The sequence below is a fragment of the Achromobacter sp. ACM02 genome, from assembly GCF_014851605.1.
GTDB classification, from domain to species: domain Bacteria; phylum Pseudomonadota; class Gammaproteobacteria; order Burkholderiales; family Burkholderiaceae_B; genus Achromobacter; species Achromobacter aegrifaciens.
In genome coordinates, this window is the sequence record NZ_JACUZY010000005.1 from 23,534 (window position 1) to 37,116 (window position 13,583).

At 67.0% G+C, this 13,583-nt stretch carries 13 protein-coding genes; 8 read left to right on the plus strand and 5 right to left on the minus strand.

What is annotated here, in order from left to right:
* Positions 1-29: 29 nt before the first annotated feature.
* Positions 30-1,103, plus strand: coding sequence for an extracellular solute-binding protein (locus IB258_RS16050; RefSeq protein WP_119449787.1), 1,074 nt, complete (start codon positions 30-32; stop codon positions 1,101-1,103).
* Between the two features lie 79 nt (positions 1,104-1,182).
* Entirely contained in the window at positions 1,183-2,016 is an 834-nt protein-coding gene (locus IB258_RS16055) for a GyrI-like domain-containing protein (RefSeq protein ID WP_119449788.1), read from the plus strand.
* Between the two features lie 33 nt (positions 2,017-2,049).
* Here the strand turns inward: IB258_RS16055 and IB258_RS16060 are convergent, their stop codons facing one another.
* The 5 genes from IB258_RS16060 to IB258_RS16080 all read right to left on the minus strand — a co-directional run bounded on the left by IB258_RS16060 (position 2,050) and on the right by IB258_RS16080 (position 8,122).
* A complete protein-coding gene (locus IB258_RS16060; protein WP_192352880.1) occupies positions 2,050-3,330 on the minus strand; it encodes an amidohydrolase family protein in 1,281 nt (426 codons plus the stop codon).
* Positions 3,331-3,480: 150 nt separating this feature from the next.
* A complete protein-coding gene (locus IB258_RS16065; protein ID WP_054455740.1) occupies positions 3,481-4,431 on the minus strand; it encodes an ABC transporter permease in 951 nt (316 codons plus the stop codon).
* A gap of 10 nt (positions 4,432-4,441) precedes the next feature.
* Positions 4,442-5,515 carry an ABC transporter permease gene (locus tag IB258_RS16070; protein ID WP_192352881.1) on the minus strand — a complete coding sequence of 358 codons (1,074 nt, stop codon included), beginning with the start codon at positions 5,513-5,515 and terminating at the stop codon, positions 4,442-4,444.
* Positions 5,516-5,564: 49 nt separating this feature from the next.
* Complete coding sequence (locus IB258_RS16075) at positions 5,565-7,094, minus strand: ABC transporter ATP-binding protein (protein WP_192352882.1); 1,530 nt, start codon at positions 7,092-7,094, stop codon at positions 5,565-5,567.
* Positions 7,091-8,122 (minus strand): BMP family protein, encoded by a 1,032-nt coding sequence (locus IB258_RS16080; protein ID WP_082401099.1) that lies wholly within the window; start codon positions 8,120-8,122, stop codon positions 7,091-7,093. The genes IB258_RS16075 and IB258_RS16080 overlap by 4 nt, the downstream gene beginning before the upstream one ends.
* A 724-nt stretch (positions 8,123-8,846) precedes the next feature.
* Here IB258_RS16080 and IB258_RS16085 point away from each other — a divergent pair.
* The 6 genes from IB258_RS16085 (at position 8,847) to IB258_RS16110 (ending at position 13,578) form a co-directional block, all read left to right on the plus strand.
* Entirely contained in the window at positions 8,847-9,488 is a 642-nt protein-coding gene (locus IB258_RS16085; RefSeq protein WP_192352883.1) for a hypothetical protein, read from the plus strand.
* Positions 9,489-9,622: 134 nt separating this feature from the next.
* Positions 9,623-10,552, plus strand: coding sequence for a DedA family protein/thiosulfate sulfurtransferase GlpE (locus tag IB258_RS16090; RefSeq protein ID WP_192352884.1), 930 nt, complete (start codon positions 9,623-9,625; stop codon positions 10,550-10,552).
* Positions 10,553-10,603: 51 nt separating this feature from the next.
* Positions 10,604-11,530 carry a 2-dehydropantoate 2-reductase gene (panE, locus tag IB258_RS16095; RefSeq protein ID WP_054455733.1) on the plus strand — a complete coding sequence of 309 codons (927 nt, stop codon included), beginning with the start codon at positions 10,604-10,606 and terminating at the stop codon, positions 11,528-11,530.
* A 262-nt stretch (positions 11,531-11,792) separates the two neighbouring features.
* On the plus strand, positions 11,793-12,404 hold the full coding sequence (locus IB258_RS16100) for an NAD(P)-dependent oxidoreductase (RefSeq protein WP_054455731.1): 612 nt from the start codon (positions 11,793-11,795) through the stop codon (positions 12,402-12,404).
* Positions 12,405-12,539: 135 nt separating this feature from the next.
* Complete coding sequence (locus IB258_RS16105; RefSeq protein WP_082401097.1) at positions 12,540-12,998, plus strand: nuclear transport factor 2 family protein; 459 nt, start codon at positions 12,540-12,542, stop codon at positions 12,996-12,998.
* A gap of 10 nt (positions 12,999-13,008) precedes the next feature.
* A complete protein-coding gene (locus tag IB258_RS16110) occupies positions 13,009-13,578 on the plus strand; it encodes a flavin reductase family protein (protein WP_054455727.1) in 570 nt (189 codons plus the stop codon).
* Positions 13,579-13,583: the final 5 nt, after the last annotated feature.

The following is a 13,583-nucleotide window of genomic DNA, read 5'->3' on the forward strand; positions in this document are numbered from 1 at the left end:
AGGTCGCATGAGCCCATGCAGGAGACTCTATGACGCGTAACAAACAAGATGGGCAGCGCCGCCTGGGCGCAGGCAGGCGGCTGCTGGGCGCGGCTCTGGCGGTGCTGTTGTCGGCCGGGGCGGCGGCGCAGCAGACCACGCTGTACGTGGGCATGAACGGCGGCGACATGGCGCGCGCGTTCTCGCAGTACGTATTTCCGGATTTCGAGCGCGCCCACAACGTCAGGATCGTGGTGGTGCCGGGCATGTCGACCGAGGTGCTGGCGCGCGCCCAGGCCGACAAGGGCAAGCCGCGGCTGCATCTCATGTTCCTGGACGACGGCGTCATGGCGCGCGCGATTTCCATGGGATTGTGCACGCAGCTCAACGAAGATCCGGTGCTGAAGGAGCTGTACCCCACCGCCCTGAAGAAGGACCGCATGGCCGCGGGCATCGACATCGGCATGACTGGCCTGGGCTACAACACCAAGGTGTTCGCCGAGCGGGGCTGGGCGCCGCCGACGTCGTGGATGGACCTCGCCGATCCGAAGTACCGGGGCCAGGTCGTGGTCCAGTCGGCTTCGAGCAGCACCTTCGGTCTGCACGCGTTCCTGATGATCAACCGCATCCTGGGCGGCGACGATCAGAACTATGGACCGGGCTTCGCGCACTGGCCGGCTGTGGTCGGCCCGAACGTGCGTGCATACCTGCCGGATTCGGCGCGCCTGGCCGACATGGTGCAGGCCGACGAGGCGGTGCTGTTTCCCTGGACACCCACGGCCATCACCCGCCTGAAGAAGCGCGGCGTGCATGTGGAATATGCGCAGCCCAGGGAGGGCTCGATGATCCTGATGGTGGGCGAGTGCGTGGTCGCCGGCAATAGCGAACCGGAGCTGTCGCAGAAGCTGGCGCTCTACCTGCTGTCCGAGCAGGCGCAAGCGAAGGCGCTGGAGATGGGCGGGCATTTCCCGTCCAACCGCAATGTGCTGGCGCCAGCGGGCCACGCGGACGCGCTGCAGCGATTCCAGGGTTATATGTCGAACGCCAAGATACCGAACTGGGATCAGATCAACGAGACCCGGCCCGCGTTCAACGCGCGCTGGAACCGGGAGATCGGGCGCTGACGGCCTCCTGCCCGGGGGCGGGCAAAAAGCGCAAAATCTGCAAAGGCCGGCCCGCTACATTGCTCTCCAAGGAGACCGCATGAAGCCTGCAACCCTGAACCACTATGGCCAGCGCCTGGAACCCGTCCTGCGCTGGCTGGCGAGCCACCCCGACGCCGATCCGGACCTGTACCGGCTGGCCGAGCTGGCCTGCCTGTCGCCGTACCACTTCCATCGCGTCTACCGCGCCATGATGGGAGAGACGGTGAACGCCACCGTGCAGCGCATCCGCATGCACCGCGCGGCGGTGGCGTTGGGGAATTCCGAGGCTTCCTTGCGCGAGGTGGCGCAGCGCGCCGGCTATGAGTCAGACGCAGCGTTCAACCGGGCATTCGGCGCGACCTTCGGCATATCGCCGGGGCGCTACCGGGCTGTCCGCTCCCGTCCCTTCGACCCACAGGAGCTAGGCATGTATCCCATCAAGATCGAAACCTTTCCGGGCGCGACGCTGGCGGTCCTGTCGCATCGCGGCAGCTATCAGGAAATCGGCCCGCTGTTCACGCGCGCCTTCATGCTGGCCGTCAGCCGCGGCATCGCGCAGCCGGAGTCCATCGGCTACGGCGTGTATTTCGACGACCCCGAGCAGGTACCTGCGAGTCAGCTGCGGTCCATGGCCGGCATGTCGGTGGCGCCGGACGCAGACCTGGGCGGCGAGCTGGAGCGCTTCGAGATTCCGGAAGGCCGTTGCGCCATCCTGACGTACACCGGGCCCTATAACGAGATGGACAAGGCCTACAACTGGATGTTCTCGCAATGGCTGCCGGCCAGCGGCGAGGTGCCGGCGGACTTTCCCATGTTCGAGCAGTACCTGAACGACCCGCGCACCACGCCGCCGGCGCAATTGCAGACGCGTATCTGCATGCCGCTGAAGTAAGGCGCGGCGGTGTGAGCGCCGCGCCCGACGCGCTCAGCGGGCCGGCGTCTGGAAGCTGACCTGGCTCGGACGGCCTGGCAGGTTCAGGGTGGCGGTGGCGGGCGGCGTGGTCGCCACTACCTGCCCCGCGCGCAGCACCATCAGGCGGGTGGCGCGCAGGCGCAGCGCCTCGACGGCGTCGCGCGCCTGCAGCAGCACCAGATCGGCGCGCTTGCCGACGGCCAGGCCGGTCTCGTCCAGGCCCAGGATCCTGGCCGGCGTGGAGGTGACGGCTTCGAAACAGGCGCGCATGGCGTCCTGGCCCGTCATCTGGGCCACGTGCAGGCCCATGTGCGCCACTTCCAGCATGTCGCCCGAACCCAGGCTGTACCAGGGGTCCATCACGCAGTCATGGCCGAAAGCCACGGGCACGCCAGCGGCCAGCAGCTCGGGCACGCGCGTCATGCCGCGGCGCTTCGGATAGGTGTCGTGGCGGCCTTGCAGCGTGATGTTGATCAGCGGGTTGGCGATGGCGGACACGCCGGCTTCGCGCATCAGCGGAATCAGCTTGGAGACGTAGTAGTTGTCCATGGAGTGCATGGACGTCAGGTGCGAACCCGTCACGCGGCCTTGCAGGCCCAGGCGCTGCGTGTGGTACGCCAGCGTCTCGATGTGGCGCGACAGCGGGTCGTCGCTTTCATCGCAGTGCATGTCCACGCGCAGGCCGCGTTCGGCCGCCAGTTCGCACAGGATGCGCACCGATTCCGCGCCGTCCTGCATGGTGCGTTCGAAGTGCGGAATGCCGCCCACCACGTCCACGCCCATGTCCAGCGCGCGCTTGAGGTTGTCCAGGGCGCCGGGGGCGCGCAACACGCCGTCCTGCGGGAACGCGACCAGTTGCAGGTCCAGGTAGGGTTTGACCTTCTCGCGCACGTGCAGCAACGCTTCCGTGGCCAGGAGGCGCGGATCGCACACGTCCACATGCGAGCGGATGGCCAGCAGGCCGCGCGCCACGGCCCAGTCGCAATAGGCCAGCGCGCGCTCGACCAGCGCTTCCTGCGTCAACAGCGGCTTGAGCTCGCCCCACAGCGCGATGCCTTCCAGCAGCGTGCCGGACTGATTCACGCGCGGCAGTCCGAAGGACAGCGTGGAGTCCATATGGAAGTGCGCGTCGACGAAAGGCGGCGCCACCAGCTGGCCCGCCGCGTCCACGGTCTGCGCGGCCTCGGCCTTCAGCGCCGGCTCCAGCGCCACGATGCGGCCGCCGGCGATGCCGATGTCGATGTTCTGGCGGCCATCGGGCAGCGTGCAATGTCTAAGAATCAGATCGAGCATGGAAGTCCTTGCGGAAGGTTTCTGTTGTTCATGGTACTGCGCCCCTCGCCGCATTAGGCTGGCGTGTCTCTATCCGGGTCGCATGGAGCCGGCTTTGCCGGTCCGTAGCGACGCCCCTGGGGGAAGCGCGCAGCGCTCGGGGGGGGCTCTCTACCTTTCTCCCTTGCGGTACGGCTTCATCAGCGCTTGCGGGTAGGCGGCGCGGCGCGCCATTACCACCAGGGCGAGGATGGACAGGACGTAGGGCAGCATCAGGTAGACCTGGTACGGCAACTCCGGCAGGCCGGGCAGCGCTGCGCCGCCTTGCTGCATGCGCAATTGCAGCGCGTCGAAGAAGGCGAAGATCAGCGCGCCCAGCAGTGCCTTGCCGGGCCGCCACGACGCGAACACCACCAGCGCCACGCAAACCCAGCCGCGGCCGTTGACCATGTTGAAGAAGAAGGCGTTGAACGCCGCCAGCGTCAGGAAGCTGCCGGCCACGCCCATCAGTGCGGAGCCTGCCACGATGGCGCCCATGCGCAGGCGCGTCACCGACAGGCCCTGCCCTTCGGCCGCGGCCGGGTTTTCGCCCACCATGCGGATCGCCAGGCCGACGGGCGTGCGGTTCAGCACCCAGGCCAGTATCGGCACTGCGGCCAGGGCCAGCAAGGTCATGGGCGTCTGCCCCGCCAGCACCGGCCCGATGAGCGGAATGCCGTCCAGGAACTTCATTTCCGCAAACGGCGTGATCGTGGGCGGCGTGTTCACGCTGGGAAACGTGACGCGGTACGCGAAGTAGCTCAGGCTGGTGGCCAGCAGCGTCACGCCCAGGCCGGACACGTGCTGCGACAGGCCCAGCGGCACGGTCAGCACGGCGTGCAGCAGGCCGAACACGGCGCCCGCAAACGCGGCTGCAAGCACGCCCACGTAGAGCGGCGCGCCCAGGTACACCACCAGCCAGCCGGTGAAGGCGCCGGCGGCCATGATGCCTTCGATGCCCAGGTTCAGCACGCCCGCGCGCTCGCACAGCAGCACGCCCAGCGTGCCCAGTATCAGCGGCGTTGCCAGGCGCAGCACCGCCACCCAGAACGCCGACGAGCTCATCAGATCCATCCATTCCATGGCGCGCTCCTCAGGCCCGGTTGCGGCGCAGGCGGTACTGCGCAAATAGCGTCGCGACCAGCATGGCGAGCAACGAAGTGGCGACGATGACGTCGGCGATGTAGTTCGGCACCGCGATGGCGCGGCTCATGCTGTCCGCGCCCACCAGCATGCCGGCCACGAACAGGCTGGCCAGGATCACGCCCAGCGGATGCAGGCCGGCCAGCATGGCGACCACCACGCCGGTGTAGCCATAGCCCGGCGACATGTCGAGCGTGACGTAGCCGGTGCGGCCCGCTACTTCGATCGCGCCGGCCAGGCCGGCCAGCGCGCCCGACAGCATGGCGGTGCCCAGCATCACACGGTTCACCGGCAAGCCCAGGAAGCGCGAGGCGTGCGCGTTGGCGCCGACCGCGCGCATCTGGAAGCCGAACACGGTATAGCGATTCAGCAGCCACAGCCCCAGCGCCAGGCCGGCCGCCCACAAGAGGCCGGTATGGGCGCGGGTGCGCTCGATCAGCTTGCCGAGCTCCAGGTCGCCGTTGAGCGCCACGGACTGCGGCCAGCCCATGGCCATGGGGTCCTTCATGGGGCCGTCCAGCATCATCGACACGAACAGCAGCACGATGAAGTTGCCCAGCAGCGTGGTCACCACTTCATCCACGCCCAGCCGGGTCTTGAGAATGGCGGGGATCAGCAGCAGCAAGGCGCCGACCAGGGCTGCCGCCAGCATCATGCCGGCAAACAGCGCGGGCACGGGCAGGTCGAAGCCGGTGCCGTCATGCAGGCCGCCCACCGCCACCGCGGCCAGTGCGCCCAGATATAGCTGGCCCTCGGCGCCGATGTTGTAGAAGCGCGCGCGGAATGCCACTGCACAGGCCAGGCCGGTCAGCATCAGCGGAGTGGCGCGGGTCAGCGTTTCGGACAGCGCAAAGCGCGAGCCGAACGCGCCTTCGAACAGCAAGGCATAGGTGCGGCCCACGGGGGCGCCAGCCCAGGCCACCAGCAGGGTGCAGACCGCCAGCGTGAAGGCGATGGCCGCGAAGGGCGCCAGGGCCAGCGCCAGGCGGCTGGGCTCCGGGCGGCGTTCCAGGATCAGTTTCATGCGAGTAATGCTCGATAGGTAGTGGAGACGCGCGGGACGCAGCGGGTTTTCATCCCTGCGTGCCCGTCATGGCCAGGCCCACCGTGGCGGGCGTCCATTCGGACACCGGCTTCACGGCGATCAGCTTGCCGCCGCACAGCACGGCGATGCGGTCGGCCAGCGCGAAGATCTCTTCCAGGTCCTCGGATACCAGCAGGACGCCTGCGCCACGGGTGCGCGCCGCCAATAACTGCTCACGCACATAGGCGACCGCGCCGATGTCCAGGCCCCAGGTGGGCTGGTCGGCCACGATGAAGCGCGGTTCGCGCGCCAGCGTGCGGCCCAGGATCAGCTTCTGCATATTGCCGCCGGACAGGCTGCGGGTACGCACGTCCAGCGACGCGGCGCGCACGTCGAACTGCTTGGCCAGGGCCTGGGCATAGGCTTTGCCCGCGCCCGCCCGGATCAGGCCCCAGCGCGCGAAGCGCGGGTCCTTCAGGTCTTCGACAATGGCGTTTTCCCACAAGGGGCTGTCGCCGATCACGCCTTCGCCGTGGCGGTCTTCGGGAATGCGGCCGACGTGGGCCGCGGTCCAGCCGGCCGGCGTGGTGGGCGCCGCCGCATGTTCGGGACCCAGGCGGATGGTGCCGTCGGTGGGTTGGCGCAGGCCGGTCAGCACCGACACCAGCGCCTGCTGGCCGTTGCCGGCCACGCCCGCGATCGCCACGATCTCGTGCTTGTGGACAACCAGGTCGAGGCTGTCCAGGCGCGTCGCGCCGTCGCGACCGTCGCGCACCGTCACCTGCGACAAGGTCACTACGGGCGCGGCCTGCTCGGTCGCGGCCACGGCTTCGGCGTGCGGCATGACGACCTTGCGGCCCACCATCAGCTCGGCCAATTCGGCCGGGCTGGTGCTGGCGGTTTCCCGCTCGGCCACCAGCTTGCCCTGGCGCAGCACCGCCACGCGGCCCGACACCGCCATGACTTCGTCGAGCTTGTGCGAGATGAAGATCACGGCCAGGCCTTCATCGACGAAGCCGCGCAGGGTGGCAAAGAGGTCCTGCACTTCCTGCGGCGTGAGCACCGCGGTCGGCTCGTCCAGGATCAGGACGCGCGCGCCGCGGTACAGCGCCTTCAGGATCTCGACTCGCTGCTTCTCGCCGACCGACAGCGTGCCGACGCGCGCGTCCGGGTCCACGCCCAGGCCGAAGCGTTGGCCGAGTTCAACCAGGCGCTGGCGCGCCTTGCCGCGGCCGGACGCCAGCTTCCACAGCGATTCCGTGCCGACCATGATGTTGTCCAGCACGGTCAGGTTGTCGGCCAGCGTGAAGTGCTGATGCACCATGCCGACCCCGGCCGCCAGCGCGGCGTCGGGCCGGCCGGCCGGCAAGGCCTGGCCGAAGACTTCGATGTTGCCGGCGTCGGCCACGTAATGGCCGAACAGGATCGACACCAGGGTCGATTTGCCGGCGCCGTTCTCGCCCAGCAAGGCCAACACTTCGCCCTGGCGCAGCGTGAGCGATATGTCGTCGTTGGCCGTGAGGCTGCCAAAGCGTTTGGTGATCCCCGTCAGTTGCAGGGCGAGAGGCGCGTGGTTCATCGTGCCGAGGACTTGGGTTCTTTGTCGTTGACCTTGACGCTGAAGCTGCCGTCCAGGATGGCCTTCTGCTTGGCCTGGACCTTGGCCATCAGGTCGGCGGGAATCTTGCTTTCGAAGGTGCCCAGCGGCGCCAGCGAGGAACCCTTGTGCTTCATCAGAGAATACTGGCCGTAGTCGTCGGCCTTGAACGTGCCGGCGCGCACCTGCTTGAGCGCTTCCTCGATGGTGGGTTCCATGCTCCACAGCGCCGAGGCGACCACGGTCTCCGGATACTGCTGTTGCGTGTCGATGACGTTGCCGATGGCCAGCTTGCCGCGTTCCTTGGCGGCGTCCGACACGCCGAAGCGCTCGGCGTAGAGCACGTCCGCGCCCTTGTCGATCATGGCGAAGGCGGCTTCCTTGGCCTTCGGGGGATCGAACCAGGAACCGATGAAGGTCACGGTGAATTCGGCCTGCGGGTTCACTTCCTTGGCGCCTTCGATGAAGGCGTGCATCAGGCGGTTCACTTCAGGAATGGGGTAGCCGCCCACCAGGCCGATCTTGCCCGTCTTGCTCATGCCGCCGGCGATCATGCCGGTCAGGTAGGCGGGTTCCTGGATGTAGTTGTCGAACACCGAGAAGTTGGGCTGCTGCGGCTTGCCCGAGGAGCCCATCAGGAAAGCGGTCTGCGGATAGTCCTTGGCCACCTTGCGGGCGGCGGCTTCCACGGCGAAGGCCTCGCCCACCACCAGCTTGTTGCCTTGTTCCGCGTACTGGCGCATCACGCGCTCGTAGTCGGCGTTGGTGACGTTTTCCGAGAACGTGTATTCGATCTCGCCGCGATCGCGGGCCGCGACCAGCGCCTTGTGGATGCGCGACACCCATTGCTGTTCGACCGGCACCGTGTAGATGGCGGCGACCTTGGTCTTGGCGGGCGCCTGGGCCAGGGCGGCGCCCGAGAACATCAGCGCGCCGGCGGCGGCCGCGGCCAGCTTGAGCAGGCCGCGGCGGGCGATGCCGGCGACGGACGGGGTGGAAGAGGCTTTCATGCGGGTGACTCCTGCGAAGGGAGGGAAAGGGATGGGTATTGGAGGCGATGGGCGCTGGCCCGCGCGCGGCTGGCGCGCGCGCGGCCGCGGCCCCGTTCCATATGGCCGCCGCCGGCAGGCGTGCCGGGACTAGCGTACGGAAACGAGGGCGTGGGATCGGTCATCGGATGGGGAGCGCCAGGCGACGCGCCCCATCCGAATGGTCGGGTTCGCAGCCAGCCCTGGCGAAGCAAGTTGTATGCCATGGGGCATTCCCGCGACAAGTCGGGGAAACCTGATGGCCGGGCAGGATTATAGGCACCCTGGCGGGGATTGGTGGCACCAGAGCGGTGCGTGTCTGCCAAGGGGTGGACAGAGTGCGTAACCAGGTCAAAGTTCAGGGAGTCTGAAATTTCATCTGGGCAGGGGGCAAGAATCCTGGCGACGCTTCATTATTGGGCCTTGAACTCTGTTTGCACACTGGCGAAGGAAACAGAGCGGGCAGGTACACGCCAGTCTGAGAGAGTGGCGGCGGTGCGGGCCGACTTGACGTATCGGTCGCACAAATAGGGAGGCCCCACCGAAGTGGGGCCATCGTTCGGACCTAGTTGCATCACCAGCATTCACATCTGGGAGTGGCTTTTCTAGGGCAGCGCGTTGACTGTACCGTTTTTGAGCATGACTTTCAACCAAGCTTTCGGCGATGGTGCAGGAGCGCCCTGCTTGGAAGGGGAGAATAGGACTAATGGAATGGAAACTGCGGGAAACGGTGTTCTCCGCCCCGCGAATGGGGCGCTATCTGAACAGCTATGGCGGAGACGCGTTGCGGGCGGCCGTTGCCTACGATCACAATGTCCGGTTGGCGCAGGCGCTGATGCCCGCCTTGCAGACAATGGAGATCGTTCTTCGCAACGCCGTCCATCGAAGCCTGAGCAGGTCGATGGGAAGCGCCGACTGGTGGAATGGTCTGCCCTCCCCTGAGTTCGAGTGGCTGCACGTGGCGGTGGGAGACGCGGGGATCAAGATCCGGCGACGCCGGGAACGCGTCACTACTGACAAGATCGTTGCCGAATTGACTTTTGGATCGTGGACGCGGCTGTTCAATGCCCAGCATGGGCGCACGTTATGGGGGCGCCTCCTCCTGGCCTTTCCCACCTGTCCGAAAGCCAAGCGCCGACGTGGCCCGATCAGTTCGTCCCTGAACCGCATTCGGGATTTGCGCAACCGGTTCATGCACCATGAACCGCTGCTGTGGGTAGAGCCTTCGGTGAAGGATATCCATGGCGATATCCAGGAGGTCCTGGATTGGATCGATCCGGGCATCAACCGCTGGCTCGTCCATCACGACTCCTTGCCAGCGAGATGGGCTGAATGCGCGGCGATTTGAACCGTCCAGCCCAGACTGAACGAAATTCGATGCATGGAACGGGCCGTTGCGGCTGCCCACACCCCGATCCAGGGCCCGCGCGCCTAAAATCCCAGGCATGAGCCGCGCGCGTGGCGCGGCAAGCTGGAAGACCCATGCAAGATATACAACTGCTGCTGGAACAGTACGGCGGGTGGCTGGTGTTCGCCAACGTGCTGGTCGAGCAGGCCGGCCTGCCGGTGCCCGCCTATCCCATGCTGATTGCCGCCGGCGCGCTGGCCGGCGCGGGTGGGTGGCTCGTGCCCTGGATGGCGGCTACGGTCGCCTGCCTGCTGGCCGACAGCCTGTGGTACGTGGCCGGCCAGCGCTACGGCTCGCGCCTGTTGGGCGTGATCTGCAAGATGTCGCTGTCGCAGGACTCCTGCATCCGGCAGACGCAGCGCCTGTACCTGCGCATCGGCGTGCGCGCGCTGCTGGTGTGCAAGTTCCTGCCTGGCGCGGGGGCGCTGTCCACCGTGATGGCAGGCCTGACGGGTACGCCCTACCGTCGTTTCCTGGGCTACGACATCGTGGGCTCCCTGATCTGGTCGGGTTCGGCCCTGCTGCTGGGCGGCCTGTTCCACAACGTGGTCAACGATGTGCTGGAAATCCTAGGCACCTACGGTGCGATGGGGCTGGGCGTGCTGGCGGCGGTGCTGGCGCTGTACATCCTGGCGCGCTTCCTGCGGCGCCGGATCCTGCTGCGCAGCCTGCGCGTGATTCCGCGCCTGTCAGTGGACGAGCTGATGCAGTGGCGCCAGGACGGCCGCAATGTGCTGGTGTTCGACGTGCGCCCCGAGGCGGTGCGCGAAGAGCAGCGCATCCCCGGCGCCATCGCCGTGGACCTGAAAGCGCCCTTGCCCCGGCTGGATGCCCAGGCGCTGGAATCCGACATCGTCGTGTACTGCGCCTGCCCCAACGAGGTGTCGGCCGCGCTGTTGGCGTCGCGGCTGCGCGCCGCGGGCTACCCCAAGACCTGGGCCTTGCGCGGCGGTTACCAAGCCTGGCAGGAGCACGAACACCCGCTCCCCCCGCAAGGCGCATAATTCCGCCATGAGCCCGCGCAGACGGCGGGCGGCCTACAAGGAGAGACAGGCATGCGGATTTTGTTCTTGGGCGCCGGCGGCACCGGCGGCTACTTTGGCGGACGGGCGGCCCAGGCGGGCGCGGACGTGACCTTCCTGGTGCGCGAGCCGCGCGCCGCGCGGATCCGCGAACAGGGCCTGCGCATCAAGAGCCCGCTGGGCGATGCCACGCTGCAGCCGCAGCTGGTCACGCAACAGACCCTGCAAGGCAGCTACGACGTGGTGGTGCTGAGCTGCAAGGCCTATGACCTGGCCAGCGCCATCGAGGCCATCCGTCCCGCGGTCGGGCCCGATACCGCCGTGCTGCCCATCATGAACGGCGTGCTGCAGTACGACGTGCTGGACCGCGAATTCGAACCGCATCGTGTGCTGGGCGGACTGTGCCAGATCAACGCCACCCTGGGCCCCGAGGGCGAAGTGGTGCATCTGGGCAAGTACGCCAACATCGTCTTCGGCGAGCGCGCCGGCCCCGCCCGCAGCGAACGCTGCGTCGCGCTGGAACAGGCCCTGGCCGGCGGCGAATACGTCAGCCGCCTGAGCACCGACATCTACCAGGACATCTGGGAAAAATACGTGTTCCTGACCACGCTGGCCGCAGCCACCTGCCTGATGCGCGGCTCGGTCGGGCAGATTGCCTCTACCGACGACGGCATCGACATCATGAGCGGGCTGCTGCAGGAATCGCAGGCCGTTGCCGCGGCGTCGGGCCACGCCGTGCGGCCGGAGGCTGACGCCTCGGCGCGCAAGCTGATTACCGACCGTACCCAGCCCGTCACCGCGTCGATGTTCCGCGACCTGAGCCAGGGACTGCCGGTGGAGGCCGACCACATCGTCGGCGACATGGTGCGGCGCGCCCGCACCCTGGGCGTGGACGCGACCTACCTGCGCACGGCTTACGCGCATCTGCAGGTCTATCAGGCGCAGCGCGCCGCGGCCTGAACGCCGCCCTGTCTGGCGGCCCCCTGTTCAAGCGGGGCCGCCGGGAGCACACTGGCCTGACGGCGGCGAAGACGCCGGCAGGGCTGCCTCTTCGGTTCGTTCCGGGCGGGTTTGCCAGGTATTGGTGCATAAATTGCAAAAAACTCATCCGGTTTTACGGGTTTTTTGATCGGATTTGTACGAATAGTATGGCTTTGCCTGAGCCGGAGCGTAGCGCCGCAAGTTGCGGCGGCCCTGGCTCCCCTACCCAAGGAGCAAGACCATGAAAGTTGCATTGATCGGAATCACCGGCCGCGTGGGTTCGCGCGTGGCGGACGAATTGCTCAAGCGCGGCCACCAGGTCACGGGCATCGCCCGCAACCTGTCCGACGTGAATCCGCAGCTCGGCCTGACCATCAAGCAGGGCGACGCCACCGATCCCGAAGCGCTGACCTCGTTGCTGAAGGGCCACGACGCCGTGATCAGCGCGTCGCGCTTCGTATCGTCGGACGCCAAGCCGCTCCTGAGCGCCGTGAAGGACGCGGGCGTGCCGCGCCTGCTGGTGGTCGGCGGCGCGGGCAGCCTGCTGGTCGCCCCAGGCAAGATGCTGATCGACACCCCCGAATTCCCCGATGCCTACAAGCCCGAGGCGCGCGCCGGCGTGGTGTTCCTGGACACGCTGCGCCATGAAAAAGTGCTGAACTGGACCTTCCTGTCGCCTTCGGCGCTGTTCGAGCCGGGCGAGCGCACCGGCCAGTTCCGTTTGGGCGATGACACCCTGCTGGCCGATGACGAAGGCAAGAGCTGGATCTCGATGGAAGACTATGCCATTGCGCTGGTCGATGAACTCGAAACGCCCAAGCATTCGCGCCGCCGCTATACCGTCGGCTACTGATCCTGGCCGTCCGCGGATCACGAAGGGCCTCGGCAAGAGGCCCTTTTCCATTGGGGGCCTAGGCCCGGAATCCATGTTTTTGTTTGTAAACTGGCGCACCGCCAGCCGGCGTTCCGACACCTGAGTTTGCCCCGTATGCGTATGAAGTTGAAATCGTTGGCCCTATGTCTGCTGGTTGCCGCCACCTGTCTGGCAGCCGCGCCGGCTAGCGCGGCCGCACCCCAGTCCAACAAGGACCTCGTGGTGGCGTTCTTTCGCATGATGTTCCAGGACCGCGACGTCGACGAGGCGGTGCGCCTGTACGTCAGCCCGAACTACGTCCAGCACAACCCCTACATGCAGGATGGCGTTGGTCCGCTGGTGGATTTCTTTCCCGCCTATTTCGAGCAGCATCCGCAGTCCATCGTTGAAATCAAGCGCGTGATCGCCGAGGGCGACCTGGTGCTGATCCACAACCTGTGGCGCGATTCGCCGGAAGACCGGGGTCAGGCCGTAATGGACATCTTCCGCGTGGAAGACGGCAAGATCGTGGAACACTGGGACGTGAGCCAGGAAATCCCCGAGAACCCCGCCAACAAGAACGGCATGTTCTAGGAAGCGCCGCATGTCCAGCATCGAACCCGTAGACCTGTCCCGCGCCTATCTGCTGCTGAACCACGGCCCCACGGTGCTGGTGACCAGCGCCCATGGCGATGCGCGCAACGTCATGGCGGCCGCCTGGGCCATGCCCCTGGACTTCAGTCCGCCCAAGATGCTGGTGGTGGTGGACAAGAACACCTACACGCGCGGCCTGATCGAGGCGTCGGGCGAATTCGCGCTGTGCATCCCGTCGCGCGCGCAGGCCCGCGCCACGCTGCGGGTGGGCACCGATTCCGGGCGCGACGAAGACAAATTCCAGGCCAGCGGCCTGACGACCTTCCCCGCCAGCAAGATCGGCGCGCCGCTCATCAGCGGTTGCCTGGGCTGGCTGGAATGCCGCGTCGTGCCCGAACCGCACAACCAGCAGGCCTACGACCTCTTCATCGGCGAAGTCGTGGCCGCGTGGGCCGCGCCTGAAGTGTTTTCCGGCAATCGCTGGCATTTCCCCGACGACGAGCGCCGTTCGGTCCATTACGTGGCGGGCGGCTCCTTCTTCGCCACCGGCGAAGCCTTCAACGTTTCCGATCCGGAGTAACCATG

Coding starts and splice junctions, on each gene's coding strand:
- IB258_RS16050 (WP_119449787.1), top strand. CDS start 30: ATGACGCGTAACAAACAAGATGGGCAGCGCCGCCTGGGCGCAGGCAGG.
- IB258_RS16055 (WP_119449788.1), top strand. CDS start 1,183: ATGAAGCCTGCAACCCTGAACCACTATGGCCAGCGCCTGGAACCCGTC.
- IB258_RS16060 (WP_192352880.1), bottom strand. CDS start 3,330: ATGCTCGATCTGATTCTTAGACATTGCACGCTGCCCGATGGCCGCCAG.
- IB258_RS16065 (WP_054455740.1), bottom strand. CDS start 4,431: ATGGAATGGATGGATCTGATGAGCTCGTCGGCGTTCTGGGTGGCGGTG.
- IB258_RS16070 (WP_192352881.1), bottom strand. CDS start 5,515: ATGAAACTGATCCTGGAACGCCGCCCGGAGCCCAGCCGCCTGGCGCTG.
- IB258_RS16075 (WP_192352882.1), bottom strand. CDS start 7,094: ATGAACCACGCGCCTCTCGCCCTGCAACTGACGGGGATCACCAAACGC.
- IB258_RS16080 (WP_082401099.1), bottom strand. CDS start 8,122: ATGAAAGCCTCTTCCACCCCGTCCGTCGCCGGCATCGCCCGCCGCGGC.
- IB258_RS16085 (WP_192352883.1), top strand. CDS start 8,847: ATGGAATGGAAACTGCGGGAAACGGTGTTCTCCGCCCCGCGAATGGGG.
- IB258_RS16090 (WP_192352884.1), top strand. CDS start 9,623: ATGCAAGATATACAACTGCTGCTGGAACAGTACGGCGGGTGGCTGGTG.
- panE (WP_054455733.1), top strand. CDS start 10,604: ATGCGGATTTTGTTCTTGGGCGCCGGCGGCACCGGCGGCTACTTTGGC.
- IB258_RS16100 (WP_054455731.1), top strand. CDS start 11,793: ATGAAAGTTGCATTGATCGGAATCACCGGCCGCGTGGGTTCGCGCGTG.
- IB258_RS16105 (WP_082401097.1), top strand. CDS start 12,540: ATGCGTATGAAGTTGAAATCGTTGGCCCTATGTCTGCTGGTTGCCGCC.
- IB258_RS16110 (WP_054455727.1), top strand. CDS start 13,009: ATGTCCAGCATCGAACCCGTAGACCTGTCCCGCGCCTATCTGCTGCTG.